This is a genomic window from Massilia sp. UBA6681 (assembly GCF_002454935.1).
Classification (GTDB): Bacteria; Pseudomonadota; Gammaproteobacteria; order Burkholderiales; family Burkholderiaceae_D; genus Telluria; species Telluria varians.
Map to the genome: position 1 here is coordinate 1 of NZ_DKJX01000088.1, position 19,913 is coordinate 19,913.

26 protein-coding genes are annotated in these 19,913 nt (G+C 64.9%); 2 read left to right on the forward strand and 24 right to left on the reverse strand.

From position 1 onward, the window contains the following. The first annotated feature begins 100 nt into the window (after nt 1-100). Both B2R83_RS15885 and B2R83_RS15890 read left to right on the forward strand, forming a co-directional pair. Entirely contained in the window at nt 101-1,786 is a 1,686-nt protein-coding gene (locus B2R83_RS15885) for a PHB depolymerase family esterase (protein ID WP_292043292.1), read from the forward strand. Nucleotides 1,787-1,920: 134 nt separating this feature from the next. Next, nucleotides 1,921-2,718, forward strand: a complete 798-nt coding sequence (locus B2R83_RS15890) for a CsgG/HfaB family protein (protein WP_292043294.1) — start codon at nt 1,921-1,923, stop codon at nt 2,716-2,718. Nucleotides 2,719-2,739: 21 nt separating this feature from the next. Here B2R83_RS15890 and tatC read toward each other — a convergent pair whose 3' ends face one another. The 24 genes from tatC to B2R83_RS16010 form a co-directional block, all read right to left on the reverse strand. Next, nucleotides 2,740-3,492, reverse strand: a complete 753-nt coding sequence (tatC, locus tag B2R83_RS15895) for a twin-arginine translocase subunit TatC (RefSeq protein ID WP_036209600.1) — start codon at nt 3,490-3,492, stop codon at nt 2,740-2,742. Then, on the reverse strand, nt 3,493-4,014 hold the full coding sequence (gene tatB, locus B2R83_RS15900) for a Sec-independent protein translocase protein TatB (RefSeq protein WP_036209604.1): 522 nt from the start codon (nt 4,012-4,014) through the stop codon (nt 3,493-3,495). It abuts the gene before it with no gap. Nucleotides 4,015-4,023: 9 nt separating this feature from the next. Then, a complete protein-coding gene (tatA, locus tag B2R83_RS15905; protein WP_285377362.1) occupies nt 4,024-4,269 on the reverse strand; it encodes a Sec-independent protein translocase subunit TatA in 246 nt (81 codons plus the stop codon). Nucleotides 4,270-4,373: 104 nt separating this feature from the next. Then, on the reverse strand, nt 4,374-4,748 hold the full coding sequence (locus B2R83_RS15910; protein WP_027866460.1) for a histidine triad nucleotide-binding protein: 375 nt from the start codon (nt 4,746-4,748) through the stop codon (nt 4,374-4,376). Nucleotides 4,749-4,901: 153 nt separating this feature from the next. Beyond that, nucleotides 4,902-5,240, reverse strand: a complete 339-nt coding sequence (locus tag B2R83_RS15915; RefSeq protein ID WP_036209610.1) for a phosphoribosyl-ATP diphosphatase — start codon at nt 5,238-5,240, stop codon at nt 4,902-4,904. After that, complete coding sequence (hisI, locus tag B2R83_RS15920; protein WP_307189304.1) at nt 5,233-5,640, reverse strand: phosphoribosyl-AMP cyclohydrolase; 408 nt, start codon at nt 5,638-5,640, stop codon at nt 5,233-5,235. Before hisI ends, B2R83_RS15915 begins: the two co-directional genes overlap by 8 nt. 2 nt (nt 5,641-5,642) lie before the next feature. After that, nucleotides 5,643-6,404 (reverse strand): imidazole glycerol phosphate synthase subunit HisF, encoded by a 762-nt coding sequence (hisF, locus tag B2R83_RS15925; protein WP_027866457.1) that lies wholly within the window; start codon nt 6,402-6,404, stop codon nt 5,643-5,645. A gap of 159 nt (nt 6,405-6,563) precedes the next feature. Then, nucleotides 6,564-7,340: a 1-(5-phosphoribosyl)-5-[(5-phosphoribosylamino)methylideneamino]imidazole-4-carboxamide isomerase gene (gene hisA, locus B2R83_RS15930; RefSeq protein WP_036209620.1), complete on the reverse strand. Its 777-nt coding sequence runs from the start codon at nt 7,338-7,340 to the stop codon at nt 6,564-6,566. 40 nt (nt 7,341-7,380) lie between these two features. Next, nucleotides 7,381-8,022, reverse strand: a complete 642-nt coding sequence (gene hisH, locus B2R83_RS15935; RefSeq protein ID WP_027866455.1) for an imidazole glycerol phosphate synthase subunit HisH — start codon at nt 8,020-8,022, stop codon at nt 7,381-7,383. A gap of 7 nt (nt 8,023-8,029) precedes the next feature. Next, on the reverse strand, nt 8,030-8,620 hold the full coding sequence (gene hisB, locus B2R83_RS15940) for an imidazoleglycerol-phosphate dehydratase HisB (RefSeq protein ID WP_027866454.1): 591 nt from the start codon (nt 8,618-8,620) through the stop codon (nt 8,030-8,032). Between the two features lie 54 nt (nt 8,621-8,674). Next, nucleotides 8,675-9,775, reverse strand: coding sequence for a histidinol-phosphate transaminase (hisC, locus tag B2R83_RS15945; protein WP_292043307.1), 1,101 nt, complete (start codon nt 9,773-9,775; stop codon nt 8,675-8,677). Then, the gene (locus B2R83_RS15950) at nt 9,772-10,590 is read right to left on the reverse strand and encodes a DNA-methyltransferase (protein WP_209589903.1); all 819 of its coding nucleotides are present in this window, start codon (nt 10,588-10,590) and stop codon (nt 9,772-9,774) included. Before B2R83_RS15950 ends, hisC begins: the two co-directional genes overlap by 4 nt. Continuing rightward, nucleotides 10,587-11,906: a histidinol dehydrogenase gene (hisD, locus tag B2R83_RS15955; RefSeq protein ID WP_292043312.1), complete on the reverse strand. Its 1,320-nt coding sequence runs from the start codon at nt 11,904-11,906 to the stop codon at nt 10,587-10,589. Before hisD ends, B2R83_RS15950 begins: the two co-directional genes overlap by 4 nt. A gap of 6 nt (nt 11,907-11,912) precedes the next feature. Next, on the reverse strand, nt 11,913-12,581 hold the full coding sequence (gene hisG / locus B2R83_RS15960) for an ATP phosphoribosyltransferase (RefSeq protein ID WP_209589901.1): 669 nt from the start codon (nt 12,579-12,581) through the stop codon (nt 11,913-11,915). Nucleotides 12,582-12,583: 2 nt separating this feature from the next. Further along, nucleotides 12,584-13,840: a UDP-N-acetylglucosamine 1-carboxyvinyltransferase gene (gene murA / locus B2R83_RS15965; protein WP_209589900.1), complete on the reverse strand. Its 1,257-nt coding sequence runs from the start codon at nt 13,838-13,840 to the stop codon at nt 12,584-12,586. 3 nt (nt 13,841-13,843) lie between these two features. After that, on the reverse strand, nt 13,844-14,080 hold the full coding sequence (locus tag B2R83_RS15970; protein ID WP_292043318.1) for a BolA family protein: 237 nt from the start codon (nt 14,078-14,080) through the stop codon (nt 13,844-13,846). Nucleotides 14,081-14,102: 22 nt separating this feature from the next. Further along, a complete protein-coding gene (locus B2R83_RS15975) occupies nt 14,103-14,870 on the reverse strand; it encodes an ABC transporter permease (RefSeq protein WP_036209641.1) in 768 nt (255 codons plus the stop codon). Next, entirely contained in the window at nt 14,867-15,802 is a 936-nt protein-coding gene (locus tag B2R83_RS15980; protein WP_292043320.1) for an ABC transporter ATP-binding protein, read from the reverse strand. The genes B2R83_RS15975 and B2R83_RS15980 overlap by 4 nt, the downstream gene beginning before the upstream one ends. A 150-nt stretch (nt 15,803-15,952) precedes the next feature. Continuing rightward, a complete protein-coding gene (locus tag B2R83_RS15985; RefSeq protein WP_036209648.1) occupies nt 15,953-16,228 on the reverse strand; it encodes an STAS domain-containing protein in 276 nt (91 codons plus the stop codon). Next, on the reverse strand, nt 16,228-16,860 hold the full coding sequence (locus B2R83_RS15990) for an MlaC/ttg2D family ABC transporter substrate-binding protein (RefSeq protein WP_292043322.1): 633 nt from the start codon (nt 16,858-16,860) through the stop codon (nt 16,228-16,230). The genes B2R83_RS15985 and B2R83_RS15990 overlap by 1 nt, the downstream gene beginning before the upstream one ends. Before the next feature lie 106 nt (nt 16,861-16,966). After that, entirely contained in the window at nt 16,967-17,749 is a 783-nt protein-coding gene (locus B2R83_RS15995; RefSeq protein WP_292043324.1) for an MlaA family lipoprotein, read from the reverse strand. Beyond that, complete coding sequence (gene mlaD / locus B2R83_RS16000) at nt 17,746-18,219, reverse strand: outer membrane lipid asymmetry maintenance protein MlaD (protein ID WP_027866443.1); 474 nt, start codon at nt 18,217-18,219, stop codon at nt 17,746-17,748. The genes B2R83_RS15995 and mlaD overlap by 4 nt, the downstream gene beginning before the upstream one ends. Nucleotides 18,220-18,260: 41 nt before the next feature. Next, nucleotides 18,261-19,043 carry a lipid asymmetry maintenance ABC transporter permease subunit MlaE gene (gene mlaE, locus B2R83_RS16005; RefSeq protein WP_036209651.1) on the reverse strand — a complete coding sequence of 261 codons (783 nt, stop codon included), beginning with the start codon at nt 19,041-19,043 and terminating at the stop codon, nt 18,261-18,263. Continuing rightward, complete coding sequence (locus B2R83_RS16010; protein ID WP_036209654.1) at nt 19,043-19,849, reverse strand: ABC transporter ATP-binding protein; 807 nt, start codon at nt 19,847-19,849, stop codon at nt 19,043-19,045. The genes mlaE and B2R83_RS16010 overlap by 1 nt, the downstream gene beginning before the upstream one ends. Nucleotides 19,850-19,913: the final 64 nt, after the last annotated feature.

Sequence of the window (19,913 nt, forward strand, 5' to 3'; positions counted from 1 at the left end):
AGTTCGACTAGGGTCTAGCTCCGCATGCGGAACCGGCGTGGCTTCGTCACGTCCATCCACAGGCGGTTCCGTAGTACTGACAACAGAACGGAGACTTTCAATGGCATTCCTCTTCAATCGGGCCGCACTTGCCGCCGCCTGCATGGCGCTGGCCGCACCGAGCTTCGCCCAACTCCAGGCCGGACCCGGCACCTGGAGCGCGAACCAGACCTGGGCCACCGACACGGTCAACGGCGGCGCCCTCACCGGCTACTACTACTGGCCCGCGACCGCGCCGCAACTCGACAACAAGCGCGCACTGGTGCTGGTGCTGCACGGCTGCGCCCAGACCGCGGCCAACGACGTCATCGCCGGCAGCAGCGACGCCGGCTACAACTGGAAGGCGGCGGCCGACCAGTACGGCGCCGTGATCCTCGCGCCCAATGCCACCGGCAACCTGTACGGCGCCCACTGCTGGGACTGGGCCGCCACCAACCGCAGCCGCAGCTATGGCCACAACGCGGTGCTGCTCGACCTGATCAACCGCTTCGTGAGCAACCCGCAGTATGCGATCGACCCGAAGCAGATCTACGTCACCGACATCTTCGCCGGCATCGGCATCAATGCCGGACCGGCGCCGACCGTGTCGACCTCGCAGATCTCCATGGTCCCTTCCGGCACCACCTCGAGCAGCGTGGCCAGCAGCTGCAGCTCCTGGGCCGGCAGCAACGCCAGCCATTTCGCGACCCAGGTCGCCGGCGTGGTCTGGGGCACCAACGACTACACCGTGGCGCAGGCCTACGGGCCACTCAACGCGGCGGCCATGCGCCAGGTCTACGGCGGCAGCTACACGAAAGGGACGGCAGTCACGGTGCCGACGGGCGGCAGCAACGTGCCCTATACGGACAGCAACGGCAAGCTGCGCACGTCGGAGATCGTGGTCACCGGCATGGGCCATGCCTGGCCGGCCGGTACCGGTGGGCAGAACAGCAACTACGTCGATGCGACCAAGGTCAACTACCCGGCCTTCGTGATGGATTTCTGGTTCAGGAACAACCTGCGGGTCGCACGCGCGGCGGCGCCCAGCATGAGCTCGTGCAGCGCCAGCGTATCGGGTTCGACCATCACCGTGAACGGCGCCGCCACCGATCCGGCGGGCAGCATCGGCAGCTACCGCGTGGTGCTGAACGGCCCGACGCCGGTCGACGACAGCGCGGCGGGCAGCGGCGCCGGCTTCAGCAAGGCCTATGCGGCGCGCGCCGACGGCTATTATTCGGGCATGGTCACCGCCACCAACAACACGACCGGGCTGACTTCCAGCGCCTGCAGCATCCCGCAATTCCTGGTCGGCGCGGCGCCGGCCCTGCAGCCGCCCGCCGGCCTGGCCGTCGGCACGCGCACGGCGAACAGCATCGCGCTCAGCTGGAACGCCGCAAACGGCGCTACCGGCTACAACCTCTATCGCAACGGCGCCAAGCTGAATGGCACGCCGCTCACCGGCACCAGCTACCTTGACACCGGCCTGGCCGCGGCCACCAGCTACACCTACCAGGTATCCAGCACCGGCAACGACGGTGTCGAGAGTGCGAAGTCGGCCAGCCTGACGGCCTCGACCACCTCGGGCTTCGTGTGCAGCACGACGACGGCCAGCAATTACGCGCACGTGACGGCAGGACGTGCCCATGCGAGCGGCGGCTACGCGCTGGCCAACGGCTCGAACCAGAACATGGGCTTGAACAATACCTTCTACACGAGCACGCTGGCGCAGACCGCGGCAGGGTATTACGTCATCGGCAACTGTCCGTAAAGCCTGGGCAAGGCCGGGGTGCTGCCCCCGGCCTTGTTCGTTCTTACTCAACAGCCCGCTTGATGGGGGATAAGCCACGCCGGGCGGTGCTTCGTAGCATTGGGTGTCTCCATTGTCACAATAAGGATGCCTGAATGAAATCAACCCTGCCCCTGCTGGTCCTCGCTTCCCTGTCCCTCGCCGGCTGCGCCACCTCGCCCAGCATCGGCGCCTCCGGCGCCAAGACCGTGGCCACCGGCGCGGCCGGCGGCAGCAATGCGGTCGGCGCCAACACGCAGCTCGAGCGCTGCGACAAGAGCCTCGGCACGCTGGCCATCGTCGAGGAAGCGAACCAGCCCTGGCTGAACCAGTTCACCGCCGAGTACCGCATGCAGAGCACGGTGCCGCTGCTGCGCATGATCATCCAGCAGTCGAACTGCTTCGTCATCGTCGAGCGCGGCCAGGCCTTGCGCAGCATGCAGGGCGAGCGCGCCCTGATGGAGTCCGGCGAACTGCGCAAGACCAGCAACTTCGGCAAGGGCATGATGGCCGCCGCCGACTACACCATGACGCCCTCGATCACCTTCAGCCAGAAGGATACCGGCGGCCTGGGCGGCCTGGTGGGCGGCAGGATCGGGGTCGTGGCCTCGCTGGTCGGCAGCTCGATGAAATCGAACGAGGCCTCGACCATGCTGCTGCTGACCGATAACCGCTCCGGCGTTCAGCTGGCCGCGGCCGAGGGCAGCGCGCAGAACTGGGACTTCGGCATGCTGGCCGGCTTCTTCAAGGGTGGATTGGCGGGCGCGCACGGCTTCAGCAACTCGCCACAGGGCAAGGTGCTGGCGGCATCCTTCATGGATTCGTACAACCAGATGGTGAAGGCGGTGCGCAGCTACAAGGCCCAGTCGGTGGAGGGTGGACTGGGCAATGGCGGGGTGCTGCGGTCGAACTAGGCGGCCGCCGGTGGCGATCCCTTATGCGTGCTCTTCGGGAGCACGCGTCATGCGCGAGAACATCGGCGCCACGATCAGGCCCAGCTCGTAGAGCAGGCACATCGGGATGGCCAGCGCCAGCTGGCTGACCACGTCCGGCGGCGTGACGATGGCGGCGATGACGAAGGCGCCGACGATCACGTAGGAACGGATCTCGCGCAGCTTCTCGATGCTGACGATCCCCATGCGCACCAGGATGATGACGACCACCGGCACCTCGAAGGTGGCGCCGAAGGCCAGGCACATCGACATGACGAAGTCGAGATAGTTCTCGATGTCGGGCGTCACCGCGATGGACGTCGGCGCGAACTCGCCGATGAAGTGGAACACGCGCCCGAACACGAAGAAGTAGCAGAAGGCCACGCCGCCGATGAACAGCAGCGAAGACGAGATCACCAGCGGCAGCACCAGGCGTTTCTCGTGCGCGTACAGGCCGGGGGCGACGAAGGCCCACAGCTGGTAGAACACCCAGGGGAGCGACAGGATGAAGGCCAGCAGCAGCGTGACCTTCATCGGCACCAGGAAGGGCGAAACGACGCCGGTCGCGATCATCTTGGCCCCGGGCGGCAGCGACGCGATCATGGGCGCGGCCAGCAGGTCGTAGACCTGCGAGGGTCCCGGCCAGATGAACAGGGCCGCGCAGGCGATGGCGATCCCGATCGACGCCTTGACCAGGCGGTCACGCAGTTCGACGAGGTGGGAAATGAAGGTTTCGCCTGCGGCTTCTTCGGTCATCTAGAAAAAGGAAGTCTTGGATTTGCTTGAACCCGGCCGGAACTTGCGCACGCGCGCGGCGCCGGAGAGCACATGGGTCTTGCCGCCGTTGCGGTGCTTGTACCAGGCCGGCACGGCTGAAGTGCGCACCAGCTTCTTGCGCCGGAAGTCGCGCGCCTTGCGCTCGATGTCGCCCGTGCTGACGAAGGGATACGTGCCGGACGAGGAGGTGCTGGAGGTGGAGGAGGAAACATGCTCCCTGCCGTCCCACAGCGCCTCGACCTCGTCGACGTGGCTGGACATGGACTGCTCGACCTCGTCCTTGAACGAAGCCGCGCTCTCGTGCACTTCCTTGTGCAGGTTACGCAGCTCGTCGAGCTCGATCTCGCGGCTGACCTCGGACTTGACGTCGTGCAGGTAGCGCTGGGCGCGCCCGTACAGGGTGCCCGCCATGCGCGCCACCTTCGGCAGCTTTTCAGGGCCGATCACGATCAGCGCGACAACGCCGATGATCGCCAGCTTCGACAGTCCGAGATCGATCATGCCCGTGGATCAGTGACGGGACTTGTCGCGGGCTTCCACGTCGATGGTGGACTTGTCGGCCACCTGCTGCGGCGGCTGGGTGCTCGTCGAAGCAGCGTTCGGATTGGCCTTGTCTTCCTCGCCCTTCACGCCATCCTTGAAGCCTTTCACGGCCTTGCCGAGGTCACCACCGATGTTGCTGATTTTCTTGGTGCCGAAAATCAGCATCACGACCACCAGGACGATCACCCAGTGCCAAATACTCATCGAACCCATGTTTATCTCCTAGCAAGGCGCATCGCGCCTGTAATTCGGGAAAGCGTACGTTTCAGTATACGCCATACGGGGCGTCTTGCCCCCACTAAAATCTTAGTTCAGGCTTACGTCCCCAGGCCGCGCCATGGGCGCTTGCCGCCGTACACGTGCAGGTGCAGGTGGTAGACCTCCTGCCCGCCGTCCGGTCCGCTGTTGATCAGGGTCTTGTAGCCGCCGCTGCGTCCGCCATTGCCGTCGGATTTGACGGCAATACCATGCTCTTCTGCAAGCTTCGGCGCCAGCGCCAGCATCTTGCCCAGCACGGCCGCGTGATCCATGCCGCAGTCGGACAGGCTGTCCACGTGCTGCTTCGGGATCACCAGGAGGTGTACCGGGGCAGCCGGGTTGATGTCCTTGAAGGCCAGCACGTCGTCGTCTTCATAGACGACGCTGGCCGGAATCTGCTTGGCGACGATCTTGCAAAAAATGCAGTTATCCATCTTGTCTCCGATCTTGTTACAGCGTCCCCTGTCAGGAACCCGTGCATCCTACCGGCATCGCATGACATCGATGTGACGGCGGAGGCCTGATTATGACATCGCTTGCAGGCATGGCAAGCGTGAGTAGGTACTTACTGTTTGCTTATTGTCTGTTTATTCTTTGCGCGCGGCTTTTTCTTCGATTCCCGACACGCCTTCGCGGCGCGCCAGTTCGTCGATCACCTGCTGCGGGCTCAGGCCGAATTGCGCCAGCAGGACCATCGAGTGGAACCACAGGTCGGCGGTCTCGTACAGCACCTTGGAGGCGTCGCCCGAGACGCGCGCGTCCTTGGCGGCCATCACGGTTTCGGTGGCTTCTTCGCCGATCTTCTTCAGGATGGCGTCGTCGCCCTTGCTGAACAGCTTGGCAACATAGGAAGTCGCAGGGTCGCCGCCGGCTGCCGGTTTGCGCGACTCGATGGTGGCCGCGACGCGGGCCAGGATCTCACTCATGGGATTTCTTGTTCTGGGAATAGATGGTGTCGGGGTCCTGCAGCACGGGATCGACCGCCTGCCAGTCCTCGCCGTCGAAGCGCTGGAAGAAGCAGGAGTGGCGCCCGGTGTGGCAGGCAATGCCGCCCTTCTGCTCGATCTTGAGCAGCACGACGTCTTCGTCGCAGTCGAGGCGCATTTCCAGCACTTTCTGGGTGTGGCCGGATTCTTCGCCCTTGTGCCACAGCTTCTTGCGCGAGCGGCTCCAATAGACGGCTTCGCCCAGCTCCGCCGTCTTCGCGAGCGCCTCGCGGTTCATCCAGGCGAACATCAGGATGTCGCCGGTGGCGGCTTCCTGGGCGATCACCGGCACCAGCCCGTTCTCGTCCCAGCGGATTTTATTCAGCCACTTGTTCGGCATGTTCACTCCAGGCGCATCGGGATGCCGCGCTCGTGCATGAAGCGCTTGGCTTCGCCGACCGTGTGCTGCCCGTAATGGAAGATGCTGGCGGCCAGCACGGCGTCGGCATGGCCTTCGAGGATGCCGTCGGCCAGGTCCTGCAGGCCGCCCACGCCGCCCGAGGCGATCACGGAAATGCCGACCGCGTCGGACACGGCGCGGGTCAGGCCCAGGTCGAAGCCGGACTTGGTGCCGTCGCGGTCCATCGAAGTGAGCAGCAGTTCGCCGGCGCCGAGCGATTCCATCTTGCGCGCCCACTCGACGGCATCCAGCCCGGTCGCGTTGCGCCCGCCATGGGTGAAGACTTCCCACTTGCCGGGCGCGACCTGCTTGGCGTCGATCGCCACCACGATGCACTGCGAACCGTGCTTCTGCGATGCGTCGAACACCAGCTGCGGGTTGGTGACGGCCGAGGTGTTCATCGACACCTTGTCGGCGCCGGCATTGAGCAGGCGCCGCACGTCCTCGACCTTGCGCACGCCGCCACCGACGGTGAGCGGGATGAACACGGTCGAGGCCACGGCTTCGATGATCGGCAGGATCAGGTCGCGGCCGTCGCTCGAGGCGGTAATGTCGAGGAAGGTGATTTCGTCGGCGCCCTGTCCGTCATAGCGGCGTGCGATCTCGACCGGGTCGCCGGCGTCGCGCAGCTCGGTGAAGTTGACGCCCTTGACCACACGGCCGCCGGTGACGTCGAGGCAGGGGATGATGCGTTTTGCGAGCATAAAAATTCTAGCGTTAGCCTGTGAACGTCGTTCCCGCGAAGGCGGGAACCCAATTCCTGTGTTCAGTGTGAACGCATGCAGTTCGGCATGCACGCAAACTTGGATCCCCGCCTGCGCGGGGATGACGTGCTGAGGAACGTGGCCGTAACCACTTTTACCTTACGCCTGCGCCCCTTCAGTCAGTTCATCGGCCCGTTCCTGCGCCGACGTCAGGTCCAGCGTACCTTCGTAGATCGAACGGCCGCAGATCACGCCTTCGATGCCTTCGTCCTGCACCGCGCACAGCGCTTCGACGTCGGCCAGGTTGTGCACGCCGCCCGAGGCGATGATCGGGATCTTGACGGCCTGGGCCAGCTTGACCGTCGCTTCGATGTTCACGCCGCCCATCATGCCGTCGCGGCCGATGTCGGTGTAGACGATCGACTCGACGCCGTAGCCTTCGAACTTCTTGGCCAGGTCGATGACTTCATGGCCCGACATCTTGCTCCAGCCGTCGGTGGCGACCTTGCCGTCCTTGGCGTCCAGGCCGACGATGATCGAGCCCGGGAAGGCGCCGCAGGCGTCGTGCAGGAAGCCCGGGTTCTTCACCGCGGCGGTGCCGACGATGATGTAGGTGATGCCGTCGTCCAGGTAGCGCTCGATGGTGTCGAGGTCGCGGATGCCGCCGCCCAGCTGGACCGGGATCTCCTCGATGCCCATCTCTTCGGCGTAGTCCTGCACGGTTTTCAGGATCGACTTGATCGCTTCCTCGTTCTTCGGCTTGCCCGCGAACGCGCCGTTCAGGTCGACCAGGTGCAGCCGGCGTGCGCCCTTCTTCAGCCAGTGCAGCGCCATTTCGGCGGGGTCTTCGGAAAACACGGTGGCGAGGTCCATGTCGCCCTGTTTCAGGCGAACGCAGTGACCGTCTTTCAGGTCGATGGCAGGGATCAGCAGCATGGTCGTTGTCGGTTGGTTGGCAGCGGATTAAGGTTGAAACTCACGGTTTCCAATGGATGAAATTGCGGTACAGGCGCAAGCCGGCGGCTGCGCTCTTTTCGGGGTGGAACTGGGTGGCGACCAGGTTGTCGCGCGCGACGGCACAGGTGTACATGCCGCCATAGTCGGCCTCGCCGATCGTGTCGGCAGGCTCGTCGGGCGCAGCATAATAGCTGTGCACGAAATAGAAATAACTGCCGTCTTCCACGCCTTCCCACAGCGGGTGGGCGCGGGTCTGGCGCACGCGGTTCCAGCCCATCTGCGGCACCTTGAAGCGCGAGCCGTCGGCCTGCAGCTTGCCATCCAGCTGGAAGCGCACGACCCGGCCCGGCAACAGGCCCAGGCCCGGCGTGCCTTCGTTCTCTTCGCTCTCGTCGAACAGCATCTGCTCGCCGACGCACACGCCCATCACCGGGCGCGTCTTCACGGCGCGCAGCAGGGCTTCCTCGGCGCCGGATTCGCGCAGGCTGCGCATGCAGTCGCGCATCGCGCCCTGGCCCGGCAGCACGATGCGGTCGGCCGCGTCGATGTCGGCCGCGTTGTTGGACACCAGGATGTCGGCTTCGGGCGCCGCGGCGCGCAGGGCCTGCGCCACCGAGCGCAGGTTGCCCAGGCCGTCGACCACCACAATCTTGTTCGTCATGATGGTTTTACAGAGTGCCTTTGGTCGAAGGGATGATGCCGGCGGCGCGTTCGTCCAGCGCGGTGGCCATGCGCAGCGCGCGGCCGAAGGCCTTGAACACGGTCTCGCACTGGTGGTGCGCGTTCACGCCGCGCAGGTTGTCGATGTGCAGGGTCACGCCGGCGTGGTTCACGAAACCGCGGAAGAATTCGCCGGTCAGGTCGACGTCATAGGTGCCGATCATGGCGCGCGTCCAGGGGATGTGCATTTCCAGGCCCGGACGGCCCGAGAAGTCGATCACCACGCGCGACAGCGCTTCGTCCAGCGGCACGTAGGAGTGGCCGTAGCGCACCATGCCCTTCTTGTCGCCCACGGCCTTGGCCACCGCCATGCCCAGCGTGATGCCGGTGTCCTCGACGGTATGGTGCGCATCGATGTGCAGGTCGCCGACGGCTTCGACTTCGAGGTCGATCATGCCGTGGCGCGCGATCTGGTCGAGCATGTGGTCGAGGAAGGGGACGCCGGTATTGAGATTCTGGCGGCCGGTGCCGTCGAGGTTGATCGCGACGCGGATCTGCGTCTCGTTGGTGTTGCGCGTGATGTCGGCGGTGCGGTTCATTGCTGGGGGCTCGTCAGTGCGGCCTGCCCGAAAGGGGCTGCCGCGGGTAACACTTTATAGGGACGCTTTCAGGGCATTCAGGAATGCGGTGTTTTCTTCGGGGGTACTGACCGTGACGCGAATGCAATTGGCCAATACCTTGTCCATTTTACTCAAATTTTTAATCAGCACCTTTTCGTCGCGCAGTTTTGAACAGGCACGGTCCGCGTCCGGCACCCGCATCGAGATGAAATTCGCCGCCGATGGAAACACTTCGACTCCCGGCAGGGCCGCCAGTTCGGCGGCCAGGCGCGTGCGCTCGGCGTTCAGCATCTCGGCCTGCTGGTCGAGCACGTCGAGGTGATCGAGCGCGAACTCGGCCGCGACCTGGGTCAGCACGTTGACGTTGTAGGGCGGGCGCACCTTCTCGAACTGCTCCAGCAGTTTCGGATCGCCCGACAGGTAGCCGAGGCGGATGCCGGCCAGGCCCAGCTTGGACAGGGTGCGCATCACGACCAGGTTCGGGAATTCCGGCAGGCGGCCCATGAAGCTCTTCTTCGCGAAGGGCTGGTAGGCCTCGTCCACCACCGCGATGCCGGTCTCGCCCAGCGCGCGGATGATGGCTTCCATGTCCCCGGCATCGAACAGGTTGCCGGTCGGGTTGTTCGGATAGGCCAGGAAGACCAGCGACGGCTTGTGCTGCGCGATGGCGGCCAGCATGGCCGGCAGGTCGAGCGAGAAGTCGGCTTTCACCGGCACGCCGACGAAATCCGCGCCCGCGAACTGGGCAGAACGCGCGAACATCACGAAGGCCGGGGTCGGCGCCATGACGACCGCCCGTTTGTCCTGGCGCGCCACGGCGGTGGCCATGATCGAAATGAGCTCGTCCGAACCGTTCCCGAGCAGGACGTCGTAGCCGCCCGGCACGCCCAGGCCGGCGCAGATCTTCCCCTTGAGCGTGCTGTAGGAAGGCGGTGGATAGCGGTTCAGCGCGGCGTCGGCCAGGCGCTGGCCCAGCTCGGCGCGCAGCGCGTCCGGCAGTTCATAGGGGTTTTCCATCGCGTCGAGCTTGATGTAGCCGCTCGCATCCGGCACGAAGTAGGTGGCGGTGTCGCGGACGTCTTGGCGGATGGTATTGGCGATCAGCTTGTCGATCGCAGTGACGCTCGATGTCATGCGGTTTCCTCGTTCAGGGGAGCGTTCTTCGCGCTCTTGCGTTTTTTACCTGCGACCGGCACCTCGGGCGCGGCCAGGCGCGCGCGGATGATGTCGCAGTAGGCGGGGTTCAGTTCGAAGCCGGTGAAATGGCGCCCGGTCTGGCGCGCGGCGATGGCCGTGGTGCCGCTGCCCATGAAGGGGTCGAGCACGACGCCGCCCGGCGGGCAGGAGGCTTTCACCATGCGCTCGATGATCTCGAGCGGCTTCTGGGTCGGGTGGTCGGCGCGCTCCGGGTGCTCGCGGTGCAGGCGCGAGACGCTCCACACGTCCTTCGGGTTGTAGCCGACTTCCAGCCACTTGGCGCCGATGAAGATCGAGCGCGAGCGCGCCTTCTTGGTCTCGGCGTCATAGGGAATGCGCACGGCATCCAGGTCGAAATAATAATCCTTGCGGTTGACGAAGAAGCCGATGGTGTCGTGCACCGAGGAGAAGCTGCGCACGCTGCCGCCCATCGAGGGCACGCGGCGGTCCCAGATGATCTCGTTCATCATCGTCATGCGCCGTTTCAGCATCACGAAGATCTCGGGAGCGAAGCGCCAGGTGAGGAAGATGTACAGGCTGCCGTTGGCTTTCAGCTTGGGCAGCGCGGCATCGATCCATTGCTCGGTCCAGGCCAGGTAATCCTCGACGCTCTGCTGGTCGGAGGCATTGCCGTAGTCCTTGCCGAGATTGTAGGGCGGGTCGGTCAGGATCAGGTCGATGGACGCATCCGGGATGCGCGCCATGCCGGCGAGCGCATCCTCGCAGAAGACCTGGTCGACCCAGGTGCTCATGATTTCAGGCGGAGTTCTGCGCTGCGGGCGTGCGCCTGCAGGCCTTCGCCATAGGCCAGTTCGGCCGCCACCTTGCCCAGCGTCTGGGCGCCCTGCTCGCTCACCTGGATCACGGACGAGCGCTTCTGGAAGTCGTACACGCCCAGCGGCGACGAGAAGCGCGCCGTGCGCGAGGTCGGCAGCACGTGGTTCGGGCCGCAGCAGTAGTCGCCCAGCGACTCGGACGAGAAACGGCCGAGGAACATGGCGCCTGCATGGCGGATTTTATCCGCCCACTGCAGCGGCTCCTCTGCGGAGATCTCGAGGTGCTCGGCGGCGATGGCGTTGGCGATCTCGCACGCCTCTTCCATGTCGCGCACCTTGACCAGGGCGCCGCGGTCGCTCAGCGAGGTGGTGATGGTCGCGGCGCGCGGCATGGTCGGCAGCAGCTTGTGGATGCTCGCTTCCACGCGCGCAATGTAGTCCGCGTCCGGGCACAGCAGGATGGCCTGGGCCAGCTCGTCGTGCTCGGCCTGCGAGAACAGGTCCATCGCCACCCAGTCCGGGTCGGTCGTGCCGTCGCACAGCACCAGGATTTCCGACGGGCCCGCGATCATGTCGATGCCCACCACGCCGAACACGCGGCGCTTGGCGGCCGCCACATAGGCATTGCCCGGGCCGACGATCTTGTCCACCGCGGGAATGGTCTCGGTGCCGTAGGCCAGCGCGCCGACCGCCTGGGCGCCGCCGATGGTGATCACGCGGGTGACGCCGGCGATCGCGGCGGCAGCCAGCACCATCTGGTTCTTCACGCCGCTAGGTGTCGGCACCACCATCACGATTTCCTGCACGCCCGCCACCTGGGCCGGAATGGCGTTCATCAGGACCGAGGACGGATAGGCAGCCTTGCCGCCCGGGACGTAGATGCCGACGCGGTCCAGCGGCGTCACGCGCTGGCCCAGCACAGTGCCGTCAGGCTCGGTGAAGGTAAAACCGTTCAGTTCCTGCTTCTGGCGCTCGTGGAACACGCGGATGCGCTGCGCTGCGGTACGCAATGCCGCGCGTTGCGCTTCCGGCAGCGAGGCCAGGGCCGCATCCAGTTCGTCCTGCTTGACGTCGAAGGCGCCCATCGACGTGGCGCCGCCGTTCGGGATGCGATCAAAACGGTTGGTGTACTCCAGCACGGCAGCGTCACCGCGATGCTTCACGTCCGCCAGGATCTTCGCGACGCTGGACTCGATGGCGTCGTCGGTTTCGGCTTCGAAGGCCAGCAGGGCGGAAAGCAGCTGCTTGAAGTCGGGGGCGGTGGAGTCGAGCTTGCGGATCTGTACTGCCATGATGCTTTAGCCTTGTTGTGAGGATGCCCGCTGGAAGGCATCGAGGATGGGTTGCAGGCGCTCGCGCTTGAGCTTGAGCGCGGCCTGGTTGACCACCAGGCGCGACGAGATGTCCATGATCTTTTCGACTTCGACCAGGTTGTTGGCGCGCAAGGTGCCGCCGGTGGAGACGACGTCGACGATGGCGTCGGACAGGCCGACCAGCGGCGCCAGTTCCATCGAACCGTACAGCTTGATCAGGTCGACGTGCACGCCCTTGCGGGCGAAGTGCTCGCGCGCGGTGTTGACGAACTTGGTCGCCACGCGCAGGCGCGCGCCCTGGCGCACCGCGCTCTCGTAGTCGAAGCCGGCGTTCACCGCCACCGACATGCGGCAGCTGGCGATGTGCAGGTCAATCGGCTGGTACAGGCCTTCGCCGCCATGCTCGAGCAGCACGTCCTTGCCGGCCACGCCGAAGTCGGCGGCGCCATGCTGGACATACGTCGGCACGTCGCTGGCGCGCACGATCAGCACGCGCACGCCCGGGTCGTTGGTCGGCAGGATCAGCTTGCGCGAGGATTCCGGATTCTCGAGGACGGTAATGCCGGCGCTTTCCAGCAGCGGCAGGGTGTCCTCGAAAATGCGGCCCTTGGAGAGGGCCAGGATCAGGCCCGGCTCTCCGGTGTTGGTGGTCATAGTCATTCTTTGATGCGGACGATGTCGGCGCCGACGGCCGAGAGCTTGACTTCCATGCGGTCGTAGCCACGGTCGAGGTGGTAGATGCGGTCGACCAGGGTGGTGCCCTGCGCCGCCATGCCGGCGATCACCAGCGAGGCCGAGGCGCGCAGGTCGGTCGCCATCACCGGCGCGCCGACCAGGCGGTCCACACCCTTGATGAAGGCGGTATTGCCCTCGGTGGAGATCTGGGCGCCCAGGCGGTTCATCTCCTGCACGTGCATGAAGCGGTTTTCGAAAATGGTTTCGGTGACGCGGCTCGGGCCGTCGGCCAGGATGTTCACGGCCATGAACTGGGCCTGCATGTCGGTCGGGAAGCCCGGGTATTCGGTGGTGCGGAACGAGACCGGGTGCGGACGCTTGTCCATGCGCGCGCGGATCGTGTCCGTGCCGACGTCGAGCTGCAGGCCGATCTCGCGCAGCTTGTCGAGCGCCACGTCGAAAATGTCGGTGCGGGTGTTGCGCAGCATGATGTCGCCGCCGGTGGCCGCCACCGCGCACAGGAAGGTCGCGGCTTCGATGCGGTCCGAGATCACGGCGTGCTGCGCGCCATGCAGGGCTTCGACGCCCTGGATCACCAGGCGGTCGGTGCCGATGCCTTCGATCTTCGCGCCCATGGCTACTAGCAGGTTGGCCAGGTCGGTCACTTCCGGCTCGCGCGCGGCGTTCTCCAGCACGGTCTCGCCCTCGGCCAGGGTGGCGGCCATCAGGAGGTTCTCGGTGCCGGTCACCGTGATCATGTCGGTGTGGATGCGCGCGCCCTTGAGCTTGCCGTTGGTCCGGGCGTGGATGTAGCCGCCTTCGATGGTGATCTCGGCGCCCATCTGGCGCAGGCCCTTGATGTGCTGGTCGACCGGACGCGAACCGATCGCGCAGCCGCCCGGCAGCGAGACCCTGGCTTCGCCGAAGCGCGCCAGCAGGGGCCCCAGCACCAGGATCGAGGCGCGCATGGTCTTCACCAGCTCGTACGGCGCTTCCAGCGAAGTGATGTTCGAACCATTCAGGGTGACGCGTTCGTCGTCCTGGGTCACCTTCAGGCCGGTCTGGGCGAGCAGCTTGAGGATGGTGCGCACGTCGTGCAGGCGCGGCACGTTCGACAGTTCGAGGTCGCCGCCCGTCAGCAGGCCGGCGCACAGGATGGGCAGCGCCGCGTTCTTGGCGCCCGAAACGGAAATGTCGCCATTCAGGCGCTTGCCGCCAACGATCTGGAGCTTGTCCATGTTTTAGCCTTGGTACTCTTCAGGGGTGAGGGTCTTCATCGACAGCGCGTGGATCTCTTCGCGCATGCGGTCGCCGAGCGCGGCGTACACCAGCTGGTGGCGCTGGATCGGGCGCTTGCCGGCAAAGCTTGGGGACACGATGACCGCCGTGAAGTGCTGGCCGTCGCCTTCGACGTGCAGATGGGTGCATTCGAGGCCGGCGCTGATGTAGCTGTGGATCAGTTCGGGTGTGGTCGCCACGGATAACTCCAAATGAATTCTTTTAGTGGCGCAGCCTGTAGCCGCGCTTGAGAAGGTTGACCGCAATGGCCGCCAGCACCACGAAGAACACCGACACGATGGCCAGGCTGGTCCAGGGCGAGACGTCGGACTTGCCGAAGAATCCATAGCGGAACCCGTCAATCATATAAAAGAACGGGTTGAAATGCGAGACTGCGAGCCAGAACGGCGGCAGTTTTTGGATGGAATAGAACACCCCGGCCAGGAAGGTGGCCGGCATGATCAGGAAGTTCTGGAAAGCGGCCAGCTGGTCGAACTTCTCGGCCCAGATGCCGGCGATCACGCCCATGGTGCCGAGGATGGCCGCGCCCAGGAAGGCGAACACCAGGATCCACAGCGGCGCCACGAAACTCAGGTGGGCAAACCAGGCGGTGATCACGAACACGCCGAAGCCGACCACGACGCCGCGCAGCACGGCCGCCGCCACATACGCCGACAGGATTTCGGCATGCGACAGCGGCGGCAGCAGGATGAACACCAGGTTGCCGGTGATCTTGGACTGGATCAGGGACGAGGACGAGTTGGCGAAGGCGTTCTGCAGCACGCTCATCATCACCAGGCCCGGGATCAGGAAGGCGGTGTAGCTGACGCCGTCCAGCATCTCGACGCGGCCGTCCAGCACGTGGCCGAAGATCAGCAGATACAGCATGGCCGTGACGACCGGCGCGGCGATGGTCTGGGTCGCCACTTTCCAGAAGCGCAGCGACTCCTTGTAGAACAGGGTGCGGAAACCCACGGAGAACAGGGTCATTGCGGACCTCCCGGCTGTTTGTCGCCGACCACCTGCAGGAAGATGTCTTCCAGGTCGGCCTGCTCGAGCTGCATCTCGTCGATCACGGCGCCGTTCGTGCGCAGGCTGGCCAGGATCGGCTCGACTTCGTTGACGTGGTTGACGCGCAGGGTATAGCGGTTGCCGCTGCCGTTGTTCTGGTCGTGCTCATCATGCGAGACCAGGTGGCGCAGGCCATCCGGCAGTTCGCCGCTCTTCAAATGCACCACCAGCTGCGAGCCGGACACGCGGCGCAGCAGCGCCGACATGGTGTCCAGCGCCACCACTTCGCCCAGTTTGAGCATCGCCACGCGCTGGCACATGGCCTGCGCTTCTTCCAGGTAGTGGGTGGTCAGGACCACGGTATGGCCCTCGCGGTTCAGGCGCGAGATGAACTTCCACAGGGTCTGGCGCAGCTCGACGTCGACGCCGGCGGTCGGCTCGTCCAGCACGATGACGGGCGGCTTGTGCACCAGCGCCTGGGCCACCAGCACGCGGCGCTTCATGCCGCCCGACAGGGCGCGCATGTTGACGTCGGCCTTGTTGGTGAGGTCGAGGTTGTGCATCACCTCGTCGATCCAGGCGTCGTTGTTCTTGATGCCGAAATAACCCGACTGCAGGCGCAGCGTCTCGCGCACGGTGAAGAAGGGATCGAACACCAGTTCCTGCGGCACCACGCCCAGGCGCTTGCGCGCTTCGCGGAAGTCGCTCACGACGTCGTGGCCGTGGATCTTGACACTGCCCACGTCCGGGCGGATCAGGCCGGCCACGGTGGAGATCAGGGTGGTCTTGCCGGCGCCGTTGGGGCCGAGGAGGCCGAAGAACTCGCCTTCCTCGATGTTCATCGAGACGCCCTTGAGGGCCTTGAAGCCCTTGTAGCTCTTCTCGACGCTGTTAATCTGGATCGCTGTCATTCTTGTTGGGAGGCGGCGCGAGCGCGCCAGGCCGTGCGGGGAAACGACCCATTATAGGGGAAATCGACAATGCAAGAGGCCGGCGGGGTAATTCGGCGCAGGAGGGGTTCCCCGGTGGGCGGCCTTGCCGCCCACCGGGGAAATATGAGATTACGACTGCGGGATCAGCTGGTCCACGCCATACAGCGCAGCCAGCTTCTGCACGTTCTGGGGAACGTTGATGAAGGTGAGGCGCTGGCCGGCCTTCTGGGCACGGCGCTGCCAGGCCAGCAGCAGGGCCACGCCGGACGAATCGGCGGCGCCGACGCCGGCCAGGTCGAACACGGTCTCGCCCGCGGCGATCGCCGCGCAGCCCTGCTCCAGGGCGCTTCTGGCGCTCTGGAAGGTCAGGGCATCGAGCGAGAGCATCGGATTGGCTTCGGCCATTACTTCGGCGCCTTCAGCGGCTTGGAGGCCAGCTGCTGGTTACGCTCGGCCAGCTTCTTGATCAGGCCATCGATGCCGCCCTTGTTGATCTCGCTGGCGAAGGTGCTGGTGTAGGTCTGGACCAGCCAGGCGCCCAGCACGTTGATGTCGTAGATCTTCCAGCCCTGCGGACCATTGGCCAGGCGATAGTTCAGGGTGATCGGCTCGCCACGGGCGACCTTCACCTGCGAACGCACTTCCACGTCGTTGGCGCCCGCTTCGGCACGCATCGGCTGGAATTCGACGGTCTCGTTCTTGATCTGCGACAGCGCACCCGAGTAGGTGTAGACCAGCAGGTTGGTGAATTCCTTGGTCAGCGCCTGCTGCTGCGCCGGGGTGGCCTGGCGCCAGAAGCGGCCGGCCGCCTGCTGGGTCATTTTCTGGGCGTCGACGTGCGGCAGGATCTTGGAATTGACCAGGTCCATGATCTTGTTGCGGTTGCCGGCCTGGATGTCCTTGTCCGACTTGACGGTCTCGATGACGTCGGCGCTGATGCGCTTCACCAGGGCGTCCGGGGCTTCGGCGGCGATGGCCGAGGTGGCGAAGGCGACGGTGGCGCTTGCTGCTGCGATCAGTTGGATGATGGGCTTCATGTGGTTTCCTTGTCGTTGGGGCACGGCGCCGGCTTGAAGCGGCGCGGCATGTCCCCGGTTAACTCTTCTTGCTGTGCTACGGATGACACCGGTATGTAAGGACTTGTTACTTGGTCGGCTCCGCCGCTGCTTTACCGGCCGGGTCGGCGGCCGGTTCGGCGTTGCTGGTGGCCTCATCGGCATCCTCGACCTGGCGCGGCACGTTGCCGTCATAGACCTGGCTCTGGCGGCGCTGCATGTAGCCGTCGCGGATGAACTCGTAGCGGTCCAGGGCGGCGTCTTCCAGCAGGTTGCCGGCATCGAGCAGGCTGGCGCGCTTGTCGACCACGCGAATCGCCGAACCGATGTTGCGCCAGTTGTCCGGGCGCTTGTACTTCCAGATGTCGGCGCCGATATCGGCCGGCAGCGCAGCGGTGTCACGCACCGTAGATGGGCCCAGAATCGGCAACATCAAGAAGGGGCCGCTTGGAACGCCCCAGACGCCCAGGGTCTGGCCGAAATCCTCGTTGTGCTTCTGGATGCCGGCTTCCGAGGCGATATCGAGCAGGCCGAAGATGCCGAAGGTCGAGTTGACGGCGACACGGGTGACGTCGCCCATGCCATTCTCCACCTTGCCCTGCAGCAGGTTGTTCACCGCGCTCCAGGCGTCGGACAGGTTGCCGAAGAAGTTGCCGACGCCAGTCTGCACGAAGCTCGGCGTCACGTTCTTGTAGGCGGTGGCGGTCGGCTTCAGGACGGTGCGGTCGACCGCGTCGTTGAAGCGGAACACGGTACGGTTATAGCCTTCGAGCGGGTCTTGCGTCGTGGCGCAGCCGGTCAGCAGCAGGACGGCAGCGATTGCTGCAAGCCCATGGATACGGCCGGTGGTACGGTGTGGTGCGTGCTTCATTCACTACCTTCCTTTCCTTCAGCGGCCTTGCTATAGATAAATTGGTTGATCAGGTCTTCGAGCACCGTCGCCGACTGGGTACGGTTGATGCGGTCGCCCTCAGCCAGGTTCTGGGTGTCGCCACCCGGTTCGATGCCGATGTACTGCTCGCCCAGCAGGCCAGCAGTCAGGATCTTCAGCGAACTGTCTTTCGGGAATTTATATCCTGGCTCCATATCGAGGCGCACGAGCGCCTGGTAGGTCTTGTCGTCGAAGGTGATTTCACCCACGCGGCCGACCACCACGCCGGCGCTCTTGACCGGCGCCTGCGGCTTGAGGCCGCCGATATTGTCGAACTTTGCGGTCACGGCATAGGTCTTGCTGAACGAGAGCGAGCTCATATTGCCGGCCTGCAGGGCCAGGAACAGCAGCGAGGCCGCGCCCAGCAGGACAAACAGGCCAACCCAGACGTCGATAGTTTTGCGGTGCATACGAATACCCTAGTAAATCTTGTTTAGTTACTTGCTTGTTCTTACTTGTTGAACATCAGCGCGGTCATGATGAAGTCCAGGCCCCAGACCATCAGCGACGCGATGACGACGGTACGCGTGGTCGCGCGCGACACGTCTTCCGGGGTCGGCTTGGTCTGGTAACCCTGGAACAGCGCCGTGAACGTCACCGCGATACCAAAGATAAAGCTTTTGAGAACACCATTCAGTACGTCAGCACGCACATCCACACCAGCCTGCATCTGCGACCAGAACGCGCCCTCGTCCACGCCGATCAGCTGCACGCCGACCAGGTAGCCGCCGAACACACCGACTGCCGAGAAGATGGCCGCCAGGATCGGCATGGCGATCACACCGCCCCAGAAGCGCGGCGCCAGCACGCGCTGGACCGGATTGATTGCCATCATTTCCATGGCGGACAGCTGCTCGCCGGCCTTCATGAGACCGATCTGGGCGGTGAGCGAGGTGCCGGCACGGCCGGCGAACAGCAGCGCGGTCACGACCGGGCCGAGTTCGCGCACCAGGGCCAGCGCCACCACCTGTCCCAGCGCCTGCTCGGCGCCGTACTGGTTCAGTGTGTAATAGCCCTGCAGGCCGAGCACCATGCCGACGAACAGGCCGGACACGATGATGATCACCAGCGAATAGTTGCCGATGAAGTGGATCTGTTCCGAGATCAGGGCCGGGCGCCTGAAGGCGCCGGGCGAGACGCCGAGCAGGTTGAAGAAGGCGCGCGTGGCGAAGCCGACGCTTTCGATGGCTTCGCGTACGCTGCGGCCGATGTTTCCCAGGAAACGCGTGATCATCATTTGCGCACCCCGCCCAGGCCGAGGTCGTCGGCCAGCGACTTGCCCGGATAGTGGAAGGGCACCGGACCATCGGGCGCGGCATTCACGAACTGCTTCACATACGGGTCTTCCGAGACGCGCAGCTCGGCCGGCGTGCCTTCGGCCACGATCTTGCCTGCCGACATGAAGTACACGTAGTCGGCGATCGCGAAGCATTCGTGGACGTCGTGCGACACCAGGATCGAGGTCGAGCCGAGGGCATCGTTCAGGTTGCGGATCAGGTTGGCGGTAACGCCCATCGAGATCGGGTCGAGGCCGGCGAAGGGCTCGTCATACATGATCAGTTCGGGGTCGAGCGCGACGGCGCGGGCGACGGCCACGCGGCGCGCCATGCCGCCGGAAATCTCGGCCGGCTTCAGGCGGTGCGCGTTGCGCAGGCCCACGGCATTGAGCTTCATGAGCACCAGGTCGCGGATCACTTCTTCCGGCATGTCGGTATGCTCGCGCAGCGGGAAGGCGACGTTGTCGAATACCGACAGGTCGGTAAACAGCGCGCCGAACTGGAACAGCATGCCCATGCGGCGGCGCAGGCGGTACAGGCCCTCGGTATTGAGCTGGTGCACGACTTCGCCGCCCACGCGCACCTCGCCGCGCTGCGGACGGATCTGGCCACCGATCAGGCGCAGGACCGTGGTCTTGCCACAGCCCGAACCGCCCATGACGGCCACGAGCTTACCGCGCGGGAAGTCCATGCGCAGGTTCGACAGGATGGAACGCTCCCCGTACGCAAAGTGCAGATCGCGGATTTCAACTAGGTTGGACACAGCGTGTTTGATATTTTGGGTAATCCGTTATTGTAGTGCAGAAAGCTTAAGCCCCGCTTGAGGT